The organism is Streptomyces seoulensis (assembly GCF_022846655.1).
Lineage (GTDB): Bacteria > Actinomycetota > Actinomycetes > Streptomycetales > Streptomycetaceae > Streptomyces.
This window is the reverse complement of the sequence record NZ_AP025667.1, coordinates 2,688,392-2,709,614: the sequence shown is the minus strand read 5'-3', so window position 1 is coordinate 2,709,614 and position 21,223 is coordinate 2,688,392. Positions and strand designations below refer to the sequence as shown.

Genomic DNA, 21,223 nt, shown 5'->3' with positions numbered 1-21,223 from the left:
CCGGGGGACGTTTTCCCGGCCGTTCCATGGGACAGCAGGGCTGTATGTGCCCGTGGGCCCGCGTTCGTCATCACGACGCCGGGCCGTGCTCACCGGATGGAGGTCTCCGTGAACAGCGCCGACGGATGGGGTGACGACGTCTACCAGCCCGACACCGACGAGATCCAGGAGGACTCGGGTGTGCTCGACGTGGAGGACACGTTGGACGCCGACGGCGTCGACGATCCCCTCGACCGGGGCTGGTCCCCGCCCGAGCGGCCCTGGGCCGTCGAGCACGACGGCGTGACGGCGGCGGAACGCGCGGCCGGGGAGACGCTGGACCAGCGGCTCGCCGAGGAGCTGCCCGAGCAGACCGCCCCCGACGGCGACGGTCTCGGCGACTGCGACGGCACCGACGGCGAACTGCTCGACAACGAGGTCGGCCTCCGGCGTTCCGGCCGCCTGGTGGCCCCTGACGAGGGCGCGCACGAGGACGAGGAGAGCGCGCTCGTGGCCACCGATGTCGGCATCGACGGGGCCGCAGCCTCCGCCGAGGAAGCCGCCGTGCACATCGTCGACGAGGACTCCCTCCCCGGCTGATCCGGAAGCCTCCCGCCCCACCGAATCGTGCGAGGTGCCGCCATGCAGCAGGACAAGCAGCCCGCGTACCGTCCCGTCGTCTTCCGTGACCGCTCGGCGGGCTACGCCTTCCTCACCCGGTCCACTGCGGTGAGCGATCAGACCATCGACTGGGACGACGGCGAGACGTACCCGGTGATCGACGTGGAGATCTCCTCCGAGAGCCACCCCTTCTACACCGGCAAGGCCCGCACGCTGGACAGCGAAGGGCGCATCGACCGGTTCGAGCGCCGGTACGGAGGGAAGCCCCCGGGCGCGACCGCCTGACGGGGAGCGGTCCGTCAGATGAAGTTGAGGGCCGCCGCGCAGCCCACTCCGCCGAGGATCATGAACGTCGGCATCAGCACCCGCAGCTCGACCCAGCTTCCCGCCCGGAAGCGCAGCGCCTTCGGCGGACCGAGCGGGTACCACCGCTTGCGGCCCACGGGGATGGGCCACAGGACGGGGCAGCCGGACACGGTCAGCGCGTCCCCGAGGTCGTGTACCAGGGCGCCCAGCACGACCGGCAGGCCCAGCCACATGTACTCCTGGCCGGGGGCGGTGAACAGCCAGTCGGCACCCTGGCCCGGCTTGTCCAGCATTCCCGCCAGGATCCAGGCACTGGTCGCCGCGAGCAGCCAGACCAGCACATCGCTGCTGGAACCACGTGCCGCCCGCCACAGCAGACCTTCGATGGCCAGCACCATGTGTACGAACAGGATGCCCAGGACACCCCAGCGGCCACAGGTGATCGCCACCACGGAGCTGCCGGCGCCGATCAGGACCGCCCACAGCCAGGTGTGGGTGAGCGTGCGGTGACCGCCCGTGCGGCGCGCGTCGCCCGGCTTCCGGGTCGCCTTGTAGACGGCGTAGGACAACTTGTCGACGATCTCGCAGACCCAGCGGGACACGGGTCCGAAGGCCCGCGAGATGGTGGCCGCCTTGTGGTCGAGATCGGGTGCGAGTGCGGCGCCCGCACAGATCAGGGCACCCACCAGCAGGACCGGCCAGGGCATCGGGTGTCCGAAGGCGGCTGCCGCCGCTCCGACACCTAGCCAGGCCGCGGCCCCCGACAGTGAGTGTGCTGGTCCCATCATGGCCGCGTCCCGCCCCATTCCTCTTGTGCCGCTGTCCAGTTGACCTGCGGTGCTTATGCTCTGCCGGCGACACAGCGTAGCCTCCATGATCTTGACACCCGTAGTCGATTCCCCGGTTGACGGCATGGGCAGGCAAGATGGGGGCGTGACCCTCATCGATCAGCTCCCGCGGACCGCCGACCCCGACGCCCTCTACGAATCCTTCGAGTCGTGGGCCCAGGAGCGCGGCCTCACCCTCTATCCCCACCAGGAAGAGGCGCTGATCGAGGTGGTCTCCGGGGCGAACGTGATCGTCTCGACGCCCACCGGCTCCGGCAAGAGCATGATCGCGGCCGGCGCGCACTTCGCGGCGCTGGCCCGCGACGAGGTCACCTTCTACACCGCTCCGATCAAGGCCCTCGTGTCGGAGAAGTTCTTCGAGCTGTGCAAGATCTTCGGCACCGAGAACGTGGGCATGCTGACCGGCGACGCCTCGGTGAACGCCGACGCGCCCGTCATCTGCTGCACGGCGGAGGTGCTGGCGTCCATCGCACTGCGCGACGGCAAGGACGCGGACATCGGCCAGGTGGTGATGGACGAGTTCCACTTCTACGCGGAGGGTGACCGGGGCTGGGCCTGGCAGATCCCGCTGCTGGAGCTGCCGCAGGCACAGTTCATCCTGATGTCGGCCACCCTCGGTGACGTGTCCTTCTTCGAGAAGGACCTCGCCCGCCGCACCGGCCGCCCCACGGCTGTCGTCCGCTCGGCCACGCGCCCGGTACCGCTCTCCTACGAGTACCGGCTCACCCCGCTCACCGAGACGCTCACCGAGCTGCTGGAGACCAGGCAGGCTCCGGTGTACATCGTGCACTTCACGCAGGCACAGGCCGTGGAACGCGCGCAGGCGCTGATGAGCATCAACATGTGCACGCGTGAGGAGAAGGACCGGATCGCCGAGCTGATCGGCAACTTCCGCTTCACCACCAAGTTCGGCCAGAACCTCTCCCGCTACGTGCGGCACGGCATCGGCGTCCACCACGCCGGCATGCTGCCCAAGTACCGGCGCCTGGTGGAGAAGCTGGCCCAGGCCGGTCTGCTGAAGGTGATCTGCGGCACGGACACCCTCGGCGTCGGCGTCAACGTGCCCATCCGCACCGTGCTGTTCACGGCGCTGACCAAGTACGACGGGAACCGCGTGCGCACCCTGCGGGCCCGCGAGTTCCACCAGATCGCGGGACGGGCCGGACGCGCCGGCTTCGACACCGCCGGACTCGTCGTCGCGCAGGCGCCCGAGCACGTCATCGAGAACGAGAAGGCTCTCGCCAAGGCGGGGGACGACGCGAAGAAGCGCCGCAAGGTGGTGCGCAAGAAGGCTCCGGAGGGCTTCGTCGGCTGGACGGAGAACACCTTCGAGAAGCTGATCGCATCCGACCCTGAGCCGCTGACCTCGCGGTTCCGGGTGACGCACACCATGCTGCTGTCGGTGATCGCCCGGCCCGGCAACGCCTTCGAGGCGATGCGCCATCTGCTGGAGGACAACCACGAGCCGCGCAAGCAGCAGCTTCGGCACATCCGCCGCGCGATCGCCATCTACCGCTCGCTGCTGGACGGCGGGATCGTCGAGAAGCTCGACAAGCCGGACGCCGAGGGCCGCATCGTGCGTCTCACGGTCGATCTCCAGCAGGACTTCGCGCTCAACCAGCCGCTGTCGACGTTCGCGCTGGCCGCGTTCGAACTCCTCGACCCCGAATCGCCGTCCTACGCGCTCGACATGGTGTCCGTCGTCGAGTCCACTCTGGACGACCCTCGGCAGATCCTCGCCGCCCAGCAGAACAAGGCACGCGGTGAGGCCGTGGCGCTGATGAAGGCGGACGGGGTCGAGTACGAGGACCGCATGGAGCGGCTCCAGGACATCACCTACCCCAAGCCGATGGAAGAGCTGCTCTTCCACGCCTACGACACCTACCGCAAGAGCCACCCCTGGGTCGGCGACCACCCGCTGTCGCCCAAGTCGGTCGTCCGCGACATGTACGAGCGAGCCCTGTCCTTCACGGAGCTGGTCTCCCTCTACGAGCTGGCCCGCACCGAGGGCATCGTCCTGCGCTACCTGGCCGGCGCCTACAAGACGCTCGACCACACCATCCCGGACGACCTGAAGTCCGAGGACCTGCAGGATCTGATCGAGTGGCTCGGTGAGATGGTCCGCCAGGTGGACTCCAGCCTCCTGGACGAGTGGGAGCAGTTGGCCAACCCGGAGGTGATGACCGCCGAGGAGGCCCAGGAGAAGGCCGACGAGGTGAAGCCCGTCACCACCAACGCCCGCGCCTTCCGCGTGCTGGTCCGCAACGCCCTCTTCCGCCGCGTGGAGCTGGCCGCCCTCGACCAGGTCGACCAGCTCGGCGAGATGGACGCCGACTCCGGCTGGGACGCGGACGCGTGGGGCGAGGCGATGGACAAGTACTGGGACGAGTACGAGGACCTCGGTACCGGCCCCGACGCCCGCGGCCCCAAGCTGCTGGTGATCGAGGAGCAGCCGCAGAACGCCCTGTGGCGCGTCCGCCAGATCTTCGACGACCCGAATGGTGACCACGACTGGGGCATCAGCGCGGAAGTCGATCTCGCCGCTTCCGACGCGGAGGGCCGTGCGGTCATCCGCGTCACCGATGTCGGCCAGTTGTGAACACAGGAGAAACCCACCGATGACGAATCCGGCCGAGAGCCTGGTCGATCTGCTCGACCTGGAGCAGATCGAGGTCAACATCTTCCGCGGCCGAAGCCCGCAGGAGTCCCTCCAGCGGGTCTTCGGCGGCCAGGTGGCGGGCCAGGCGCTGGTCGCCGCGGGGCGCACCACTGAAGGCGACCGCCCCGTGCACTCGCTGCACGCGTACTTCCTGCGTCCGGGCCGGCCCGGCGTGCCGATCGTGTACCAGGTGGAGCGCGTCCGTGACGGACGCTCGTTCACCACACGGCGTGTGACGGCCGTGCAGCAGGGCCGCACGATCTTCAATCTGACCGCCTCCTTTCACAAGCCTGAGGAAGGACCGTTCGAGCACCAGCTCCCGCCCGCCCGTGTGGTGCCGGACCCGGAGTCGCTGCCGCCGGTCGCCGAGGAGATCCGTAAGCATCTCGGCGCGCTGCCCGAGCAGTTGGAGCTGATGGCACGCCGTCAGCCCTTCGACATCCGTTATGTCGACCGGCTGCGCTGGAACGCCGAGGAGATCGACGGTGCCGAGCCGCGCAGCGCTGTGTGGATGCGCGCGGTCGGACCGCTCGGCGACGACCCGCTGGTCCACACCTGCGCGCTGACCTACGCCAGCGACATGACCCTGCTCGACGCGGTCCGTATCCCGATCGAACCGCTGTGGGGCCAGCGCAACTTCGACATGGCGTCGCTGGACCACGCCATGTGGTTCCACCGTCCGTTCCGCGCGGACGAGTGGTTCCTGTACGACCAGGAGTCGCCGATCGCCATCGGCGGCCGTGGTCTGGCCCGCGGGCGCATCTACGACGTGCACGGGCAACTGCTCGTGTCGGTCGTCCAGGAGGGGCTTTTCAGGTCCCTCTAGCGTGATCTCCGGTCGGCGCGCTCCGAGGGGTTCTGCGGCACAGCCATGTCAGCAGCCCTCGGGGCGGTCGCGGAGCATCCGGTGCGGGCACATGGTCGCCTCGGGCGTGCGGTCGGGAGGCCTGCGCCTCGGAGCACGCCCGCGGTGCGGCGGTGTCGGTCGCCACTGCTGGTGAGGAAGTTCGCGGCACCGACGCTGTGGGAAGTCGCCGAGCCTGTGGCCGTCGCGTCGCGTGTTCACGCAGGCGCGGCCCTGGTGGTGCGACGGAGGACGGGAGCCGCGCGGCTTCCAGTTGCCGGGCCAAGTCCGCACCCAGCCAGGCGATCTCGTCCGCGTCCTGCGCGGTCATGATCCGCTCGCCGAGCAGCGCGGACGGGGACCCGGCGGCACCATGCTCGGGGAGGGACGGCCGGAGCCGCTCCAGCCGGACTCGCTCATGGGGACTTCTGACGATCTCCGCGATCTCCGCGCTCGGCAGGAAGGCCGCGATCGCGCCGGCTCGCGCCCACGGGTCTTCGGCCTGCCGCAGCAGGAATCCGAGGTGCCGTCCCCGCCAGTTCCGCGGGCGCAGGTCGAGCCCGGACGCCAGTTGGCTCCTGAGTGTCTCGGGCGTCGTGCCCTTGATCAGGCCGGCGTGGTCACCGTCAGCCACGAACTGCCGCAGTTCCTCCGCCAGATACAGCCAGACCACGGCTCGGTACCGGTTGAGATAGAAGCGCACCGGCACCAGTAGTCCGAGTCGGGCCAGCCGGGCGAACCTGCCTTCGGAGACGCCCATGAGCGAGGCGCCCTCCTTCGTGCCCACGACCCGCACCCGTTCCCGGAGCGTCTCGGGAAAGCCGGCCTGTTCCTGGAGACGGGCGATCTCCGCCCGCGCGACCCGCGGGCCGCCGCCTCCCGCGTCGGGCACGGTACGGATGCGGCCGAGCTGGACGGCCAGGTCGAACTCGTAGCGTTTGAGGCCCAGTTCCCGAGCCGCGCGACTCGGCGCACAGTGCGTGGGGCGCTCTGGGGTCCAGGTGGTCACGGCTGCGATGGTGGTTCCCGGCATGGCTCTGCTCCCCCGTGGAGTCCGGCTCACGCCCTGTGCGTTCGCCGTGCACACACCGTAGCCATTTCCGCGCACTCCGGGGCAAGCCTGTGGATAACCCCTCGGACCATCGCGGAATCGCAGGTCAGAGCTCGGACGCCGGAGTGTGTTCGGGCTGCCGGACATTCACGCCGAGGTGCTCGCCGACCCGGTTCACGAGCAGCGTCATCTCGTAGGCGATCTGACCGATGTCGGCCTCCGCACCGCTGAGCAGGCACAGGCAACTGCTGGGCCCGGCGGCGGTGACGAACAGTACGGCGTCGTCGTACTCGATCATGGTCTGGCGGACGCGTCCGGCGCCGAAATGGCGCCCCGAGCCCTTGGCCAGGCTGTGCAGTCCGGAGGACACGGCCGCCAGATGCTCCGCGTCCTCGCGCCTTAGTCCGGTGCTCGCCCCGGTGACCAGTCCGTCGTTCGAGAGCACCAGCGCGTGCCGCACGTGGTCCACGCGCTGGGTGAGATCGTCCAGGAGCCATCCCAGTCCCTGGTTCTGCGCCATGTTCGTTCTCCCCGTGTGGCCTCTCCCCCTGGCTGGAGGAGCTTTCCGCAAGCCTTCCCCACCTCCGGCGTCCCGGCAAGCAGGATGGGCGTATGGCACACAAGATGACCGACGAGGAATGGCGGGCGTTCGTCTCGTACGGCACCCGAACCGGCAAGCTGGCGACCGTAAGAGCCGATGGAAGCCCCCATATCGCCCCGATCTGGTTCCTGCTCGACGGTGACGAGCTGGTCTTCAACACCGGTGAGGAGACGGTGAAAGGGCGCAATCTCGCCCGTGACCCGCGGGTCGCGCTGTGCGTGGACGACGACCAGCCGCCCTTCTCGTTCGTGGTGCTGAACGGTCAGGCCCGGTTGTCCGAGGATCTGGACGAGATCCGCCGGTGGGCCACCCGGATCGCCGCGCGCTACATGGGCGAGGACCGCGCCGAGGAGTTCGGCGCCCGCAACGGCGTTCCGGGTGAACTGCTGGTGAGGGTGCACATCGACCATGTGGTCGCCGTGCGGGATCTCGCGGACTGAGGCCGCCTCAGCTCACCGAGTCGAGAAGCCGGGCGGTGTGCATGCGCCCGGCGTACTCGACGAGGCGGATCAGGACTTCCTTGCCGGAGTCGCGGTCACGGGCATCGCACAGCACCACCGGTGTCCCCTGGTCCAGGTCCAGGGCGCGCGAGACGTCATGGGCGCCGTAGGGGCGTGCGCCGGGGAAGCAGTTGACGGCGACGACGAACGGGATGCGCCGGTGCTCGAAGTAGTCGACCGCCGGGAAGCAGTCCTCGAGGCGGCGGGTGTCGGCGAGGACCACGGCTCCCAGGGCGCCTTGCGAGAGCTCGTCCCAGATGAACCAGAAGCGGTCCTGTCCCGGCGTCCCGAACAGGTACAGGGCGAGACCGGAGCGGATGGTGATGCGGCCGAAGTCCATGGCCACGGTGGTGGTCACCTTGCGGTCCACGCAGTCGGTGTCGTCGACCAGTTGGCCCGCCTCGCTGAGCAGTTCCTCGGTGCGCAGGGGGCGGATCTCGCTGACGGAACCGACCAGGGTGGTCTTGCCGACGCCGAATCCCCCCGCCACCAGTATCTTCAGCGCCAAGGCGGAGATGTCGTCGGCGGCTTCGACGTGCTCAGAGGCCATGATCACTTCTCTCGGGAGGGCCGGCTGCGGTCGACGTGTTCGGGGCGTGAGGTGAGCATCATGACAACTTCGACACCGCCTCGGGGGTTCGGACTGAAAAGCACCAGATGTGACCGACTTCCGGCCGATTGATCACCGCAAGCGTGTGGAACGGCGACAGAAGAGGCTTCGGGTCGGTCGTAAGGGTTCATCTACAGGGCCCTCAACCCTTCGATGACCTCGCGCAGGATCCGCTCGTCCGGCAGATGCGCCGGCGGCACCGGGCGGCTGACGGTGACGCAGCCCAGTTCCAGCAGATCGCCGAGGAGCACCCGGACCACACCAACCGGCAGGTCGGCGTCCGCCGCGAGTTCCGCGACCGACTGGGTCTCGGTGCGGCACAGCTCGATCAGGGTCCGGTGTTCGGGACCGAGCGCGCTGCCGTCGTCGATGCCCTGCGCCGAGGGGTCGAGGGTGACGAGGGCGATGAGGTCGAAGGGCACGCCGGTGGGGCCGGGCTGGGTGCGTCCGCCGGTCATGGCGTAGGGGCGCACCAAGGGTCCGGCCTCGCCGTCGTACCACTGGCTGCCCTCGTCCCGGAGGTCGCCCGGCGGGTTCTCGGTCATCCGTTCCGGCCTTCCGGTCAACCTGCTGCGGGCGGCCGTGATACGACGCGCGGTGCCGTGTAGAGGTGTTCGCCGACGCGTCTGACCAGACGTGCCATCTCGTAGGCGACCAGGCCGATGTCGGCGGTCGCGGCCGTCAGGACGGCGAGGCAGGAGCCGTCCCCCGCGGAGACCACGAAGAGGAAGGCGTCGTCCAGCTCCACCATGGTCTGGCGGACACCCCCTGCGCCGAAGTGACGTCCCGTGCCCTTGGCCAGGCTGTTGAAACCGGAGGCCACGGCGGCGAGGTGTTCGGCGTCGTCGCGGCCGAGACCGGTGGAGGCGCCGACCGCGAGGCCGTCGTTGGAGAGGACCACGGCGTGGCGCACCTCGGCGACCCGCCTGACGAGGTCGTCCAGGAGCCAGTCGAGTTCGCCGGATCGCTGGTCCGCAGTGGTGTTCGGCTCCTGGATCATGCCGGTTCTCCTTCGGTGCTGTCACTGCCCCTCGCGGGCGCTGGTGCGACGCGGCCGGGGCGGCGGCCGCCGCCGCGGACCCAGCCGTCGCGGTAGGCCGCCATGCGGTCCCGTACGAGTTCTGGGGTGCGCCCCTCGTCGCCGGGGGGTTCGGGTTCCACTGCCGGTTCGGCGGGGCGTTCCTTTCGGAGCTGGGGCGCGATGCTGGCCTGGCGCACCCGGCGCGGAAGGTCGTCCGAGGATTCCGGGTCGGTCGGTGGACGGTGGGGCCTCAAGGTGCTGACTCCGGGAGGCGGTGTATCGGGGACGGGATCGGCGGGCGGGGGAACGGACACGGCCAGTGCGGGCCGCTCGGCCTGCGTGGTCACCGCGGCGGGGGCCGGCGCGGGCAGGTCGGGCACGCGCGCGTACTCACGTTCCGGCTCCCGGCGGACCGGAGGTTCGTCGGCGGGCGGCTCCGACGCGCCCTGGTGCACCAGGGCGGTGGGCAGCAGCACGACGGCGGTGGTGCCGCCGTACGGGGACGTGCGCAGGTGCACCTTGATGCCGTGGCGGGCAGCCAGTCGGCTGACCACGAAGAGGCCGAGACGGTCGCTGTCGAAGAGGTCGAGGGCCTCTGACTGCTCGATGCGCCGGTTGGCCTCCACGAGGGTCTCGGCGCCCATGCCCAGGCCCCGGTCCTCGACCTCGAGGACGTAGCCGTTGCCGACCGGTTCGCCGGACACGCGCACGCGCGTGTGGGGCGGCGAGAACTGAGCGGCGTTCTCGACCAGTTCCGCGAGCAGGTGGGTGAGGTCGGCGACCGCTGCCCCGATGACGGCCGCCTCCGGGAGCTGCCGGACCTCCACGCGCGCGTAGTCCTCGATCTCGGAGACGGCAGCACGGACGACGTTGGTCAGGGACACCGGCATGCGCCAGGCCCGGCCGGGTGCCGCTCCGGAGAGGATGATCAGGCTTTCGGCGTGGCGCCGCATGCGCGTGGTGAGGTGGTCGAGCCGGAACAGGTCACTCAGCTCGTTCGGGTCGTCGGACCGGCGCTCCATGCTGTCGAGCAGGCTGAGTTGCCGGTGGACCAGCACCTGGCTGCGGCGGGCCAGGTTGACGAAGACTCCGGAGATGCCGCTGGCGAGTTCGGCGCGTTCCACCGCGGCGTGCAGGGCTGCCCGGTGCACGGTCGTCAGGGCCTCTGCCACCTGTCCGGTCTCGTCCTCCGCGGGTGGCCCGGCGGGCGCCTCCGCCCGGATGTCGATCTCCGCGCCGGCGCGCAGTTTTCGCATGGCCGCGGGAAGTTTGCGGCGAGCGATCTCCAGAGCGTCGTTGCGCAGGCTGACGAGTTCGATCACGAGGGCGCGTCCGATGCGGACCGAGATCACGAGGGAGGCGACGACCGCGGCCAGGCCGAAGAGTACGGCGGCGCCGGCCGTGCTCAGCAGCCCGTGCGTGAACGGGTCCGCCCGCCCCGCGACCGCCCGGCTCGTGTCCGCCGCGATGGTGCTCATGTCCGCCTGCACACGCGCGTGGGCGGTGGCCCAGGCCGAACCCGGCGCCGTGTCGACCGCCTTGGCGCCGGATCCCGCGTCGAGGACGCGGTCCTCGGTGGCGGTGAGGGCGAGATAGCCGCTGCCGTGGGCGACACGGTTCCAGGCGGCGCGCTGGGGTGCGGGCAGGTCGGCCACGGCGACCTGGGTGAGAGCGCGCCGGTTGGCCACCGCGCCGCCCAGCAGCCGCAGCCGTCGACCGCGAAGCTCGTCGTCCGGGCGAGTACTGCCGAGGACGGCGTTCTCCTGGGCCAGCGCCTCGGCGGCCCGGGAGAACTCGAGCAGCACGCGCGCGTCGGAGCCGACGTCGGCCCGCTGGATGCCGGAGAGGGCACCGTCCACGGCGAACGCGGCGTCGATGGTCCTGGAGTACCGGTCGTACGCCTTCGACCAGTCCGCCTCGCGGTCGATCACGGCGGCCCGCAGGGTACGGAGCTGCTCGGCGCCGCCGACGAAGGTCTCCAGGCGGGTGCCGACACCGGCGGGGAGCTGCTGGCCGGCGGCGACGGTGCTGTCGTCGCCGAGCCGCAGCTCGGCCACCGCCCGGTCGGTGGTGGCGGCGAGGCCTCGGAGGTCGTTACCGCGTGCCGCGTCCGGTGCGGCGGCGTACCGCACGGCGGCAACCCGCTCCGCCTGCAGCGCGGCCACGGCGACCGCGACGGGAGTGCGCAGCTCGGCGTCGACGCGCTGGGACCGGCGCAGTTCGGAGACGTCCTGAGCGGTAGTCACGGTGGCGTACGCCCAGAGCGCGAGCAGGGAGACCACCGGCACCATCAGGAGGCAGACCACCTTGGCGCGCACGGTCCGGGGGCGCATGTGCCAGCGGCCCGCGCGCACGGGCGCGTAGTCCGGCGAGAGGTCGGCGAAGGCGTCCGCGCCCTCGTCGGCCGGTGGCCCGGCATGCGCGCGTCGGCCGCGTAGCGGGGTCGTGGACTGCGCCGGTGGTCCGGCTTTCGGGGTGCTACGGGGTGGGCGCATGGCCTCCTCGCTCGGGCAGTGGGTCGGGGATCGACGGCCGGGCTTCCGCTAGCGGGCGGTGCTCTCGACGGGCCGTTGGGCCGTGGCGGACGCCTGGCGCTCGTCCGCCGTGGGCGAGAGGGCGACGAAGGCCGAGGTGATGAAGAGGTAGGAGCCGAGGCCCACGGCGAGCGGGAAGATGAACTGCATGGCCGTGGCTCCCGGCAGGGTCGCGCCGGAGGGGCTGACATCGACGCTCACCGCGAACATGCCGCTGTAGTGCATGCTGCTGACGGCCGCCCCCATGACCAGGGAGGCGAGGGTGACCGCGAGCGGCGACTTGATGTTGAGGCCCGCCCACAGCGCCGCCGTCGCGGCCACCACCGCGATCACGATCGACAGCCCGACGAGGACGGGATCGTAGGTCACGTCCCCGTGCAGCCGGACCGCGGCCATGCCGAGGTAGTGCATGCTCGCGACACCGAGGCCGGTGGTGAGGCCGCCGATCAAGAGGGCCCGGTTGCGGTCCTTGCTGTAGCCGACGGCGAAGACGCCCGCGCAGACGACGACCATGGCGACGACGAGGCTCAGGATCGTCAGCGGCACGTCGTAGCGGATGTCGGTACCGCTGACGCGGAAGCCGAGCATGGCCACGAAGTGCATGGTCCAGATGCCGGTCCCGATCGCCGAAGCGGCCGTGATCAGCCAGTTGCGCCGCGCCCGGCCGGTCGTCGCCAGCGCACGCACCGTGCAGCGCAGGCCGAGCGCGGCGCCGATGCATGCCATCGCGTACGAAAGCACCGGAGTCAGCCAGCCGAAGGCCGCGTGGTCAAGGTGTCCCATGGCCCCCGGACGCTAGTCGCGGCAGAGGCGTACAGAGGGGGCGCGTTTCGAAAGCTGTCACAACATGACACAGGCGGTGTCCGAACATGACGTGGAGTTGCGGTGAAGGGGCGCATCCCGCTCGTTCCGGGTGCGGGCGGCATCAGCCGGGGTGGTGCGAGATCATCGGAGCATGAGTGACGACCACACGCACGTCCAGGAGTTCTTCGCCGCTCGGGCGGCCGACTGGGACAGCAGGTTTCCCGATGACGGCCCCGCCTACGCCGCAGGGGTGTCCGACATGGGTCTGGGCGCGGGTGACCGGGTGCTCGACGCGGGGTGCGGCACGGGCCGCGCGCTACCTTCACTGCGCGCGGCTGTGGGGTCTTCCGGGACGGTGATCGGGGCCGATCTCACCCCGGCCATGCTTCAGGCCGCAGCGCGGGCCGGGCGGGACCAGGACGGTGCCCTGCTGCTCGCGGACGTCACCGCGCTGCCCCTGCGCTCGGAGTGCCTGGACGCCGTCTTCGCGGCGGGTCTGGTCGCCCATCTGCCGGAGCCGAGCGAGAACCTGCGTGAACTCGCCCGTGTGGTGCGGCCCGGTGGCACGCTCGCACTGTTCCACCCCATCGGCCGGGCCGCGCTGGCCGCTCGCCAGGGCAGGCAGCTCACGCCCGGCGACCTGCGTGCCGAGGCCAATCTCGGCCCTCTCCTCGCGCGTTCCGGGTGGCGCATGACGTCGTACGTCGATGAGCCCGGCTACTTCCTCGCGCTGGCGGTCCGCGAGTAGCGGCCTCCACACCCCATGGAGGTGCAGCGGTCAGGGCTGATCGTCGGGCGCCGCTCGGCTCACTCCACCGCGTCGGTCGGCTTCAAGTGCCTCACCGGGCAGCCGCCCATCCCCGGCACCGGGCGCGTGCCCAGGTCGGCGGTGTCGTAGCCGTTCGGGTAGCTCTTGACCTCCCGGTTCTGTCGCGCGAAATGTGGCGCGCGGCGCGGTGGCAGCAGCCTGACCAGCCGTCCGCGTACCCGTAGGACGCGGCGGACCAGGAAGGTGATGGTGGCACTCGGCGTCTCGTAGCGGAAGGCTCGCAGCAACGGCTCGTCGAGGAGGGCGAGCATCGCCGTGCGCAACAGCGGTGCGAGCGGTCGCGGATACCAGGACGCCATCAGGCCGAGCGTCGCGTCGGACACCTGCCGGGCGCGTTCGTCCCAGGCGAAGTGCGCCTTCTCGTACGAGTCGAGGAGAGCCTCGAACTCCTCGAACGTCTCGGGGACGTCGGGGATGCCCATGTGCCGCCCGAGGGTGCGGTAGTACTCCGTGGCGGCGACGATCTCGTGCCGGGACAGACGCCGCCAGCCGTAGGCGTCGATCCAGCGTCTGGGCATCACGACGAAGGTCGACAGCACGTAGCGCATGTCGTCGTCGCTGATGTCGTAGCTGCGGTGCATCTGGTTGATGCGCCGGATCGCGGTACGGCCCTCGTGGGCGGCGAAGCCGTGTTCCATGACGGCGTCGAGCAGCAGGACGGTGTCGTCGTACCGGCGCTGCGAGCGCTCGGTCAGCTCCGCCGTCTGGGCGAGCAGCCGGCCGATGCTGGGGACGGCGTAGGTGCGGTAGAGGGCCAGTTCCAATGCTCGTGTGTAGTCCCAGGGGAATTCGAGCGCGGCACTGAGGCGGTAGATCTCCGGGGCGTCGGCGACCGGATCCATCCGCCGTATCCGATCGAGCCGCTCGAAGCGCTTCACCGTGGGGTCCCCTTATGTCGCAGAAATTTCAACTCTACTTTGAGTAAAGGGACATGCGCGATGGGCGAGACCCCGACCGGGGAAAGGTGGTTCGCGTGTTCGACATGATGCGCAAGTACGCCGCCAGGCTGGGCACTTCACCGCGTGGGGAGGAAGCCTCCGCCGAGCGGAAGAGGCGTGGACACAACCTTTTCGAGGCCGCGGCGGCCTACGTGACGGCCCGCGCGCAGGACGATCAGGACGGGGTGGACGAGGCGTCGTCGTGGGTGTCGCCGGAGGCGCTCTCCTTCGGTGTCGGGGAGTTGGCGAGCCGAGCCGTCGTCGCTCTGGCCCGCGAGCGTTCCATGACTCCGAGGGCGGTGGCCCGCGACTTGCTGGGTCTCCCATCGGACTGAGGAGGACTCGTGAGGGACAGGGGTGTTTCGCCCCCGTCCGGCAGGAAAACCGCAGCTCCACCCGGTGCACGGAGTCGTGACAAGCCTCTCCCCCGCGCACTAGGGTGCGCGCCGACGGACGAACCACTGGGGAGGCTTGAGATGGCCGGGTCGGACGATGCGCCCGTGGCTGCCGCTGAGGAAGCGCTGTACGTGTTGACGGCGGTTCTGCTGACACCGGCGCAGTTCCCGAGCGTGCTCGGCGACGACTACCCCGCGGCCTGTGCGGCGCTGGGTCTCACGCCGCTCGCCGAGGGGTACGGGCTGGTCCTCGGGCAGGACGGGGACGGTGCCCGGTGGACGGCCGTCATCGACGACGTCTCCCTGGTGGCGGTGGCGATCGCCTCCTGGGACTGCGGCATGGAGTACGAGCTGTCACCCGACGAGCGCACGCTCGTGGCAGCCCTTCCGGGGTGGCCCCTGGCACTGGCCGTGGCCGCACCGGATGTACCCGCCCCGCACGACCCTGACACCGGTGCCACCGACCGGCCTCCTCTCACCCCGCCCGACACCAGCACCTGGGGCTCGGCCCAGCGGCGTCTCGGTGCCGACGAGATAGCGCTCCAGTGGGCGGAGTGGCGCGGTCGCCTCGACGACGCCGACGTCCTGCCGGGCGAGCGGCATTCCGGAGCCGCAGCGCCCTCGCCGGAGACCGAAGCCGAGGTCGAGGTCGAGCCCGATGGCCCGGCCAAGTCCGGCCATCGGGGCGTGCGACAGGTGCTGGCCGAGGCACGCGCCTACATCGACGCCCCGCCGCCGCTCGGACGTGTCCGCTCGGCGTTCGCCTCCGGTGACGCACGGACGCTGCGTGCCGACGGTCCCGGCTGGTCGATCGTGGCCCGCACCGACGACATCGCGTTCGTACTGCTGGACGCGGAACCCGGAGAGGTCATCCCGGTGGGACGGGGCCCGGAGCTCCCCGGCCTCCTGGACGGGCTGGACAAGATCGCCGTGCGTCCGATCTGACCCCAGGGCGAGCCCTGCGTACGGAGGAGGACGAAGGCGTCCCTAGCCCCGGCCCCAGGTGCGGACGCTCACCACGCACTGCACCGGACCGCCGGCGTCAGCGGCCGACCTCCTTGCGCGCAACCCGGCGCAGCCTGCGCCGCTGAGAGGGGTCCAGCGTCAGGTACGCGGCGGCGGGCACGCCCACCACGATCAGGAGCGACACCCACCAGGGCAGCCATATCAACAGGATCAGCCCGACCGCCACGCCACCCACGGCGATCTTCGCGTTTCTCGACATGAGCTCCGCCTCCTTCGTCACGACCACTGCCGCTCTCTGCATGGAGAACGGCCCCGAGCACGCCACGGTTCCGCCCGCCGCCCCTGAGACATCCCTGAAGCCCGACCCTGAGGAACCCTGAGACGCCGTTCGGAGGGCGGGCGATCTCAGTGTTCAGGACAGTGAGTACCCGCCCTCGCCTCCGACGACTCCGCCGCTCCACCGCTCGTGGTCCCGGGCGGGAAACGCACCGCGCGCGTGGTCGGCCACAGGTGACCGACCACGCGCGCGTATGCCTCAGCCGCGAGCGCCGAGCAGGTGGTCCATCGCCAGTTGGTCGAGCTGTTCGAAGGCCATGCCACGGGTGGCGGCGGAGTCGACGTCGAAGTCCTCGAACGCCGAGCGGTCGGCGAGCAGGGCGTCCAGGCCGTCCGCGGCCGTGGGCTGCGCCAGCTCGTCCAGACGCGACGCGCGCAGTGCCTCCTGCACCTCCGGGTCGGCACGGAAGGAAGCCGCGCGGTCCTTCAGGATGAGGTAGTTGCGCATGCATCCGGCGGCCGAGGCCCAGACCCCGTCGAGGTCCTCGGTCCGCGGCGGCTTGAAGTCGAAGTGCCGCGGCCCCTCGTACCCGGCGCGCTCCAGGAGGTCGACGAGCCAGAAGGCGGCCCGGAGGTCACCGGCGCCGAAGCGGAGGTCCTGGTCGTACTTGATGCCCGACTGGCCGTTGAGGTCGATGTGGAAGAGCTTGCCCGCCCACAGCGCCTGCGCGATGCCGTGCGGGAAGTTGAGCCCGGCCATCTGCTCGTGCCCGACCTCGGGGTTGACGCCGAACAGCTCGGGACGCTCCAGCCGCTCGATGAAGGCGAGGGCGTGGCCGACGGTGGGGAGCAGGATGTCGCCGCGCGGCTCGTTCGGCTTGGGCTCGATGGCGAAGCGGATGTCGTAGCCCTGGGAGGTGACGTACTCGCCGAGGAGGTCGAACGCCTCCTTCATGCGGTCCAGGGCTGCCCGTACGTCCTTGGCGGCACCGGACTCGGCGCCCTCGCGGCCGCCCCAGGCGACGTAGGTCTGCGCGCCCAGTTCGACGGCGAGGTCGACGTTGCGGATCGTCTTGCGGAGCGCGTAGCGGCGGACGTCGCGGTCGTTGGCGGTGAAGGCGCCGTCCTTGAAGACGGGGTGGGTGAAGAGGTTGGTGGTGGCCATCGGCACGGCCATGCCGGTCGCGTCCAGGGCCTGGCGGAACCGCTTGATGTGCGACTCGCGCTCGGTCTCGGAGGCGCCGAAGGGGATCAGGTCGTCGTCGTGGAAGGTCACCCCGTGCGCGCCGAGGTCGGCCAGCCGCTGCACGGTCTCCACCGGGTCGAGGGCGCGGCGGGTGGCGTCGCCGAAGGGGTCCCTCCCCTGCCAGCCGACGGTCCACAGGCCGAAGGTGAACTTGTCCTCGGGGGTGGGCTGGTAGTTCATGCCGCGGCTCCTCGGTGCGTACGACTATTTCGTCATGGCCGTTTACAAATTAGTATGCGGAGGCGCCTCTGGGAAGAGACCGGATGTCTTCGACGCCGGGGCGCCATCGATGAACGGCGTCGCTGCCGGTCGATGACGCCGCGGAAGAGGGAGAGCCCGATGTCAGCAGCCGAGGGTCCGCTCGTCGTCGGTGTGGACACGTCCACCCAGTCCACGAAGGCACTGGTCGTCGACGTCTACACCGGGCGTGTGGTGGCGAGTGGCCAGGCCGCGCACACGGTGACGTCGGGCGCCGGGCGGGAGAGCGATCCGCGTCAGTGGTGGGACGCGCTGTGCGAGGCTCTGCAGCAGTGCGGCGAGGCGGCGCACGAGGCGGCGGCGATCTCGATCGGCGGCCAGCAGCACGGTCTGGTCACGCTCGACGCGCGGGGCGAACCGGTCCGCCCCGCGCTGCTGTGGAACGACGTCCGCTCGGCGCCCCAGGCCCGCAGTCTCGTGGAGGAGCTGGGCGGCCCGGACGCGTGGGCGGAGCGCACGGGCAGCGTGCCGGGCGCGTCGTTCACTGTGACGAAGTGGGCGTGGCTCGCGGAGCACGAGCCGGACGCGGTCCGTGCGACCAAGTCCGTGCGTCTCCCCCACGACTACCTCACCGAACGTCTCACCGGCCTGGGCACGACCGACCGTGGCGATGTCTCCGGTACCGGCTGGTGGGCGTCCGCGACCGAGTCGTACGACGAGGAAACTCTCGCGCATGTGGGACTCGACCCGACGCTGCTGCCTCGGGTGGTGCGGCCGGGCGAGGTGGCCGGCACCGTGCGCGACAGTCATGACCTGCCCTTCTCCAAGGGCACTCTGGTGGCGCCCGGCACCGGGGACAACGCGGCCGCCGCGCTGGGGCTGGGCCTGCGCCCGGGCACCCCGGTGCTCAGCCTCGGCACGTCGGGCACGGTGTACGCGGTCTCCAAGCGCCGCCCCGCCGACCCGACCGGCACGGTGGCGGGTTTCGCCGACGCGCACGGCGACTGGCTGCCGCTGGCCTGCACCTTGAACTGCACCCTCGCCGTGGACCGGGTCGCGGCCCTTCTGGGGCTGGACCGTGAGGCCGTGGAGCCCGGCACCTCGGTCACCCTGCTGCCGTATCTGGACGGTGAGCGCACCCCGAACCTGCCGCACGCCTCCGGTCTGCTGCACGGTCTGCGCCATGACACGACCGCAGGTCAGGTGCTCCAGGCCGCCTACGACGGCGCGGTGCACTCGCTGCTCGGCGCGCTCGACCTGGTCCTCGACCAGGACGCCGACCGCACCGCTCCGTTGCTGCTGATCGGCGGCGGCGCCCGCGGCACGGCCTGGCAGCAGACGGTACGACGGCTGTCCGGACGGCCGGTACAGATCCCCGAAGCGAAGGAACTGGTCGCACTCGGCGCTGCCGCCCAGGCGGCGGGTCTGCTGACCGGCGAGGACCCTGCGGCCGTCGCGCGCCGCTGGAACACGACGAAGGGACAGGTGGTGGACGCCGTGGAGCGGGACGAAGAAGCCCTGGCCCGCATCGCCGGGGTACTCTCCGACGCGTCCGCGCTTCTGGAACGAGGCACGGACACCCCCCTGAGCGCGTGCTCCGCATACTGAGGCACTGCCGGAAAGGGCGAGACGCGTAGCCCGGCGAGTACGACCGACCGGTCCGCGAGCCGCGCACCTGGCCACGGACACCGAGGATCGACGGAGGCATGACCGCACCGCCGCACGACACCCGACCGACGGGCACCGGACGCCCCCTGCCGGACACCCAGCAGGGCATGCGTCGTCGCAACCTGGCTCGGGTCATGCACACCGTCAGCTCGGACGGCCCTCTGTCGCGCGCCTCGGTCGCCTCGCGCATCGGTCTCACTCGTGCTGCCGTGTCGTCCCTCGTGGACGAGCTGATCCGCTGGGACCTCCTGGAGGAGCTGGGCCCGGAACGGCCGAGCCGGGTGGGACGGCCCGGCTCCGCGCTCGCGGTGAGCGGTCGCGGCCCCGCGGGGCTCGGGGCGGAGATCGGCGTCGATCACCTCGCCGTGTGCGCCGTCGATCTTCGTGGCGCGGTGCGTGCGCGGGCCGTACGGCGCGGCGCGAACCGGGGTCGTTCCCCGGAGTCCGTGGCCCGGGAACTGGCCCGGTTGATCCAGCAGGTCACGACCGCGGCGGAGAAGGACGGCCTGTGGGTCGCCGGGCTCGCGGTAGCCGTACCCGGCTTGGTCGCCCGCGACGGCCGTACGGTCGTGCGCGCCCCCAATCTCGGCTGGCACGACGTCGACCTCGGCGGCGTGCTGCACGACTCGGTGCCACTGACCGTGGACAACGAGGCCAACTTCGGTGCCCTGGCGGAGCTGTGGCTCGGTGCCGGCACACCGGGTGACTTCCTGCATGTGTCGGCGGAGATCGGCATCGGCGCGGCGATCGTCGTGAACGGGCAGTTGCTGCGCGGCACCCGCGGCTTCGCCGGCGAGCTGGGCCATGTGCCGGTCCGGCCGGACGGTCCTCCCTGTCCGTGCGGGGGGCGCGGCTGCCTGGAGCAGTACGCCGGGGAGGAGGCCGTGCTACGGGCGGCCGGCGTCGAGCCCCGCGAAGACGTGGTGGGGGTGCTCGCGGAGCGCGCCGCTGCGGGCGACGAGGGCGTGCGCTCGGCGCTGGGCGAGGCGGGTACCGCGCTCGGCATCGCCTTGACCGGCGCGGTCAACCTCCTCGACCCCGACACCGTCGTCCTGGGCGGGGCACTGGCCGCCCTTTCACCATGGCTGCTCCCTTCACTGCAGGTCGAGCTGCGCAGCCGCACAGCCGGTCCGCCATGTCCGGTGGCGGTCTCGGAGCTGGGCCCGCAGGGACCGCTGCTCGGTGCCGCCCATTCGGTGGTGCGGGCCGTGCTCGACGATCCGGCGACGGTTGCGGAACGGCCCTGACAGTTCGGCGGATGCCCGAGAGGAAAGGCCGCCACGCTCGCTGACGCCGGAAGCCCCTCGAACGAGTGGCTGACTTATCCACAATCCGCCAGTTGTCCACGGACTCGACGCTCACCCTTCTGCCCAACTCCCCCGCGCCGTAACGTGATTCACGCGAGCCGCAACCGCCCGACCGGGCGGCGGAAGCGCAGGCCGCAACACGTGCTGAGCAATGGCTGACACCGGCATCGGGGGAGACATGTACGCGGAATCGACCGGCGCGCGACGACAGAGCCGACACCACCACGGCCATTCCTGGTTCCCGCCGACACGAGCTGACACCCTGTCGGCCATACGTGCAGAACTCTTCTGAGCTGTGCGTGCCCCTCGACGCACACTCGCATCCGCAGGCGAATCTCAAGGGCCCGGACCCCGCACACGCACCTGCCTCCTCACCCGAGGCGGGTGCCACCTCATACTGCTGAAGGGCAGCCGACGATGGAGATGAACCAGCCCCGTACCCACCTCACCCGACGCGGCGTCTTGAAGGGCGCGGCACTGGCCGCTGTCCCCTACGCCCTCCTCCCCGGCCCGCAGGCGGCCGCGCAGGCGGCGGTGGACTACCCGTCCGGAGAGTGGCAGCCCGCGAGCAGCGGTAACTACACGGTCTCCAGCCGTCCCACGGCCTACAAGATCGACCGCGTGATCATCCATGTCACCCAGGAGACCTACACCGACACGCTGGCCATTTTCCGGAACACCGAGAAGAAGGTGTCCGCGCACTACCTCGTGCGCTCGGCGGACGGCCATGTCGCCCAGTGCGTCCGGGAGGCGGACGTCGCCTGGCACGCGGGCAACTGGTCCTACAACACCCGCAGCATCGGCATCGAGCACGAGGGCTGGGTGGACCAGCCCGCCTATTTCACGAACGCCCTCTACGAGCAGTCGGCCAGGCTGACGGCCGCGGTCTGCGACAAGTACGGCATCCCGAAGGACAGGGAGCACATCATCGGCCACTTCCAGGTCCCCGGCACCGACCACACCGACCCAGGAGTGAACTGGGACTGGGTCCGCTACATCAGACTTGTCAATTTCTCCTGACC

22 protein-coding genes are annotated in these 21,223 nt (G+C 70.8%); 11 read left to right on the top strand and 11 right to left on the bottom strand.

What is annotated here, in order from left to right; genetic code table 11:
* Positions 1–108 precede the first annotated feature (108 nt).
* Both HEK131_RS12625 and HEK131_RS12620 read left to right on the top strand, forming a co-directional pair.
* A complete protein-coding gene (locus HEK131_RS12625) occupies positions 109–579 on the top strand; it encodes a DUF5709 domain-containing protein (protein ID WP_217463985.1) in 471 nt (156 codons plus the stop codon).
* Positions 580–621: 42 nt separating this feature from the next.
* Positions 622–885, top strand: coding sequence for a type B 50S ribosomal protein L31 (locus HEK131_RS12620; protein ID WP_217463984.1), 264 nt, complete (start codon positions 622–624; stop codon positions 883–885).
* 14 nt (positions 886–899) lie between these two features.
* On the opposite strand, the gene HEK131_RS12615 is transcribed toward HEK131_RS12620, so the two are convergent.
* On the bottom strand, positions 900–1,694 hold the full coding sequence (locus HEK131_RS12615; protein WP_244335014.1) for a metal-dependent hydrolase: 795 nt from the start codon (positions 1,692–1,694) through the stop codon (positions 900–902).
* 145 nt (positions 1,695–1,839) lie between these two features.
* Between HEK131_RS12615 and HEK131_RS12610 the strand changes: the two genes are divergently transcribed.
* Both HEK131_RS12610 and HEK131_RS12605 read left to right on the top strand, forming a co-directional pair.
* A complete protein-coding gene (locus HEK131_RS12610; protein ID WP_244335012.1) occupies positions 1,840–4,353 on the top strand; it encodes a DEAD/DEAH box helicase in 2,514 nt (837 codons plus the stop codon).
* A gap of 19 nt (positions 4,354–4,372) precedes the next feature.
* On the top strand, positions 4,373–5,239 hold the full coding sequence (locus tag HEK131_RS12605) for an acyl-CoA thioesterase (RefSeq protein WP_161150534.1): 867 nt from the start codon (positions 4,373–4,375) through the stop codon (positions 5,237–5,239).
* Here HEK131_RS12605 and HEK131_RS12600 read toward each other — a convergent pair.
* A complete protein-coding gene (locus HEK131_RS12600) occupies positions 5,226–6,290 on the bottom strand; it encodes a DUF6397 family protein (RefSeq protein ID WP_244335010.1) in 1,065 nt (354 codons plus the stop codon). The genes HEK131_RS12605 and HEK131_RS12600 overlap by 14 nt on opposite strands.
* A 124-nt stretch (positions 6,291–6,414) precedes the next feature.
* Positions 6,415–6,828: a roadblock/LC7 domain-containing protein gene (locus HEK131_RS12595; RefSeq protein ID WP_244335008.1), complete on the bottom strand. Its 414-nt coding sequence runs from the start codon at positions 6,826–6,828 to the stop codon at positions 6,415–6,417.
* Between the two features lie 92 nt (positions 6,829–6,920).
* Between HEK131_RS12595 and HEK131_RS12590 the strand changes: the two genes are divergently transcribed.
* A complete protein-coding gene (locus tag HEK131_RS12590) occupies positions 6,921–7,349 on the top strand; it encodes a PPOX class F420-dependent oxidoreductase (protein ID WP_217463980.1) in 429 nt (142 codons plus the stop codon).
* Positions 7,350–7,356: 7 nt separating this feature from the next.
* On the opposite strand, the gene HEK131_RS12585 is transcribed toward HEK131_RS12590, so the two are convergent.
* The 5 genes from HEK131_RS12585 to HEK131_RS12565 all read right to left on the bottom strand — a co-directional run bounded on the left by HEK131_RS12585 (position 7,357) and on the right by HEK131_RS12565 (position 12,357).
* Complete coding sequence (locus HEK131_RS12585; RefSeq protein WP_217463979.1) at positions 7,357–7,959, bottom strand: GTP-binding protein; 603 nt, start codon at positions 7,957–7,959, stop codon at positions 7,357–7,359.
* Positions 7,960–8,150: 191 nt separating this feature from the next.
* Positions 8,151–8,564: a DUF742 domain-containing protein gene (locus HEK131_RS12580; RefSeq protein ID WP_217463978.1), complete on the bottom strand. Its 414-nt coding sequence runs from the start codon at positions 8,562–8,564 to the stop codon at positions 8,151–8,153.
* A gap of 17 nt (positions 8,565–8,581) precedes the next feature.
* Positions 8,582–9,019 (bottom strand): roadblock/LC7 domain-containing protein, encoded by a 438-nt coding sequence (locus HEK131_RS12575; RefSeq protein ID WP_217463977.1) that lies wholly within the window; start codon positions 9,017–9,019, stop codon positions 8,582–8,584.
* A complete protein-coding gene (locus tag HEK131_RS12570; RefSeq protein WP_244335006.1) occupies positions 9,016–11,535 on the bottom strand; it encodes a sensor histidine kinase in 2,520 nt (839 codons plus the stop codon). Before HEK131_RS12570 ends, HEK131_RS12575 begins: the two co-directional genes overlap by 4 nt.
* 48 nt (positions 11,536–11,583) lie before the next feature.
* A complete protein-coding gene (locus HEK131_RS12565) occupies positions 11,584–12,357 on the bottom strand; it encodes an MHYT domain-containing protein (protein ID WP_244335004.1) in 774 nt (257 codons plus the stop codon).
* Between the two features lie 172 nt (positions 12,358–12,529).
* On the opposite strand from HEK131_RS12565, the gene HEK131_RS12560 reads away from it, so the two are divergent.
* A complete protein-coding gene (locus HEK131_RS12560) occupies positions 12,530–13,126 on the top strand; it encodes a class I SAM-dependent methyltransferase (RefSeq protein ID WP_244335002.1) in 597 nt (198 codons plus the stop codon).
* A 59-nt stretch (positions 13,127–13,185) separates the two neighbouring features.
* On the opposite strand, the gene HEK131_RS12555 is transcribed toward HEK131_RS12560, so the two are convergent.
* The gene (locus HEK131_RS12555; protein ID WP_244335000.1) at positions 13,186–14,085 is read right to left on the bottom strand and encodes an oxygenase MpaB family protein; all 900 of its coding nucleotides are present in this window, start codon (positions 14,083–14,085) and stop codon (positions 13,186–13,188) included.
* Between the two features lie 95 nt (positions 14,086–14,180).
* Here HEK131_RS12555 and HEK131_RS12550 point away from each other — a divergent pair, with 95 nt between their 5' ends.
* Together HEK131_RS12550 and HEK131_RS12545 are read left to right on the top strand one after the other, a co-directional pair.
* Positions 14,181–14,480 carry a hypothetical protein gene (locus tag HEK131_RS12550; RefSeq protein ID WP_432215624.1) on the top strand — a complete coding sequence of 100 codons (300 nt, stop codon included), beginning with the start codon at positions 14,181–14,183 and terminating at the stop codon, positions 14,478–14,480.
* A 141-nt stretch (positions 14,481–14,621) separates the two neighbouring features.
* The gene (locus tag HEK131_RS12545; RefSeq protein WP_244334998.1) at positions 14,622–15,485 is read left to right on the top strand and encodes a hypothetical protein; all 864 of its coding nucleotides are present in this window, start codon (positions 14,622–14,624) and stop codon (positions 15,483–15,485) included.
* Between the two features lie 97 nt (positions 15,486–15,582).
* Here the strand turns inward: HEK131_RS12545 and HEK131_RS12540 are convergent, their stop codons facing one another.
* Together HEK131_RS12540 and xylA are read right to left on the bottom strand one after the other, a co-directional pair.
* The gene (locus HEK131_RS12540; RefSeq protein WP_161149906.1) at positions 15,583–15,765 is read right to left on the bottom strand and encodes a hypothetical protein; all 183 of its coding nucleotides are present in this window, start codon (positions 15,763–15,765) and stop codon (positions 15,583–15,585) included.
* 276 nt (positions 15,766–16,041) lie between these two features.
* Positions 16,042–17,208 (bottom strand): xylose isomerase, encoded by a 1,167-nt coding sequence (xylA, locus tag HEK131_RS12535; RefSeq protein ID WP_244334996.1) that lies wholly within the window; start codon positions 17,206–17,208, stop codon positions 16,042–16,044.
* A gap of 159 nt (positions 17,209–17,367) precedes the next feature.
* Here xylA and xylB point away from each other — a divergent pair, with 159 nt between their 5' ends.
* From xylB to HEK131_RS12520, 3 genes are all read left to right on the top strand, one after another.
* Complete coding sequence (gene xylB, locus HEK131_RS12530; RefSeq protein WP_244334994.1) at positions 17,368–18,834, top strand: xylulokinase; 1,467 nt, start codon at positions 17,368–17,370, stop codon at positions 18,832–18,834.
* Positions 18,835–18,932: 98 nt separating this feature from the next.
* Positions 18,933–20,141 carry an ROK family transcriptional regulator gene (locus tag HEK131_RS12525; protein WP_244334992.1) on the top strand — a complete coding sequence of 403 codons (1,209 nt, stop codon included), beginning with the start codon at positions 18,933–18,935 and terminating at the stop codon, positions 20,139–20,141.
* A 483-nt stretch (positions 20,142–20,624) separates the two neighbouring features.
* Positions 20,625–21,221: an N-acetylmuramoyl-L-alanine amidase gene (locus HEK131_RS12520; protein ID WP_217463967.1), complete on the top strand. Its 597-nt coding sequence runs from the start codon at positions 20,625–20,627 to the stop codon at positions 21,219–21,221.
* Positions 21,222–21,223: the final 2 nt, after the last annotated feature.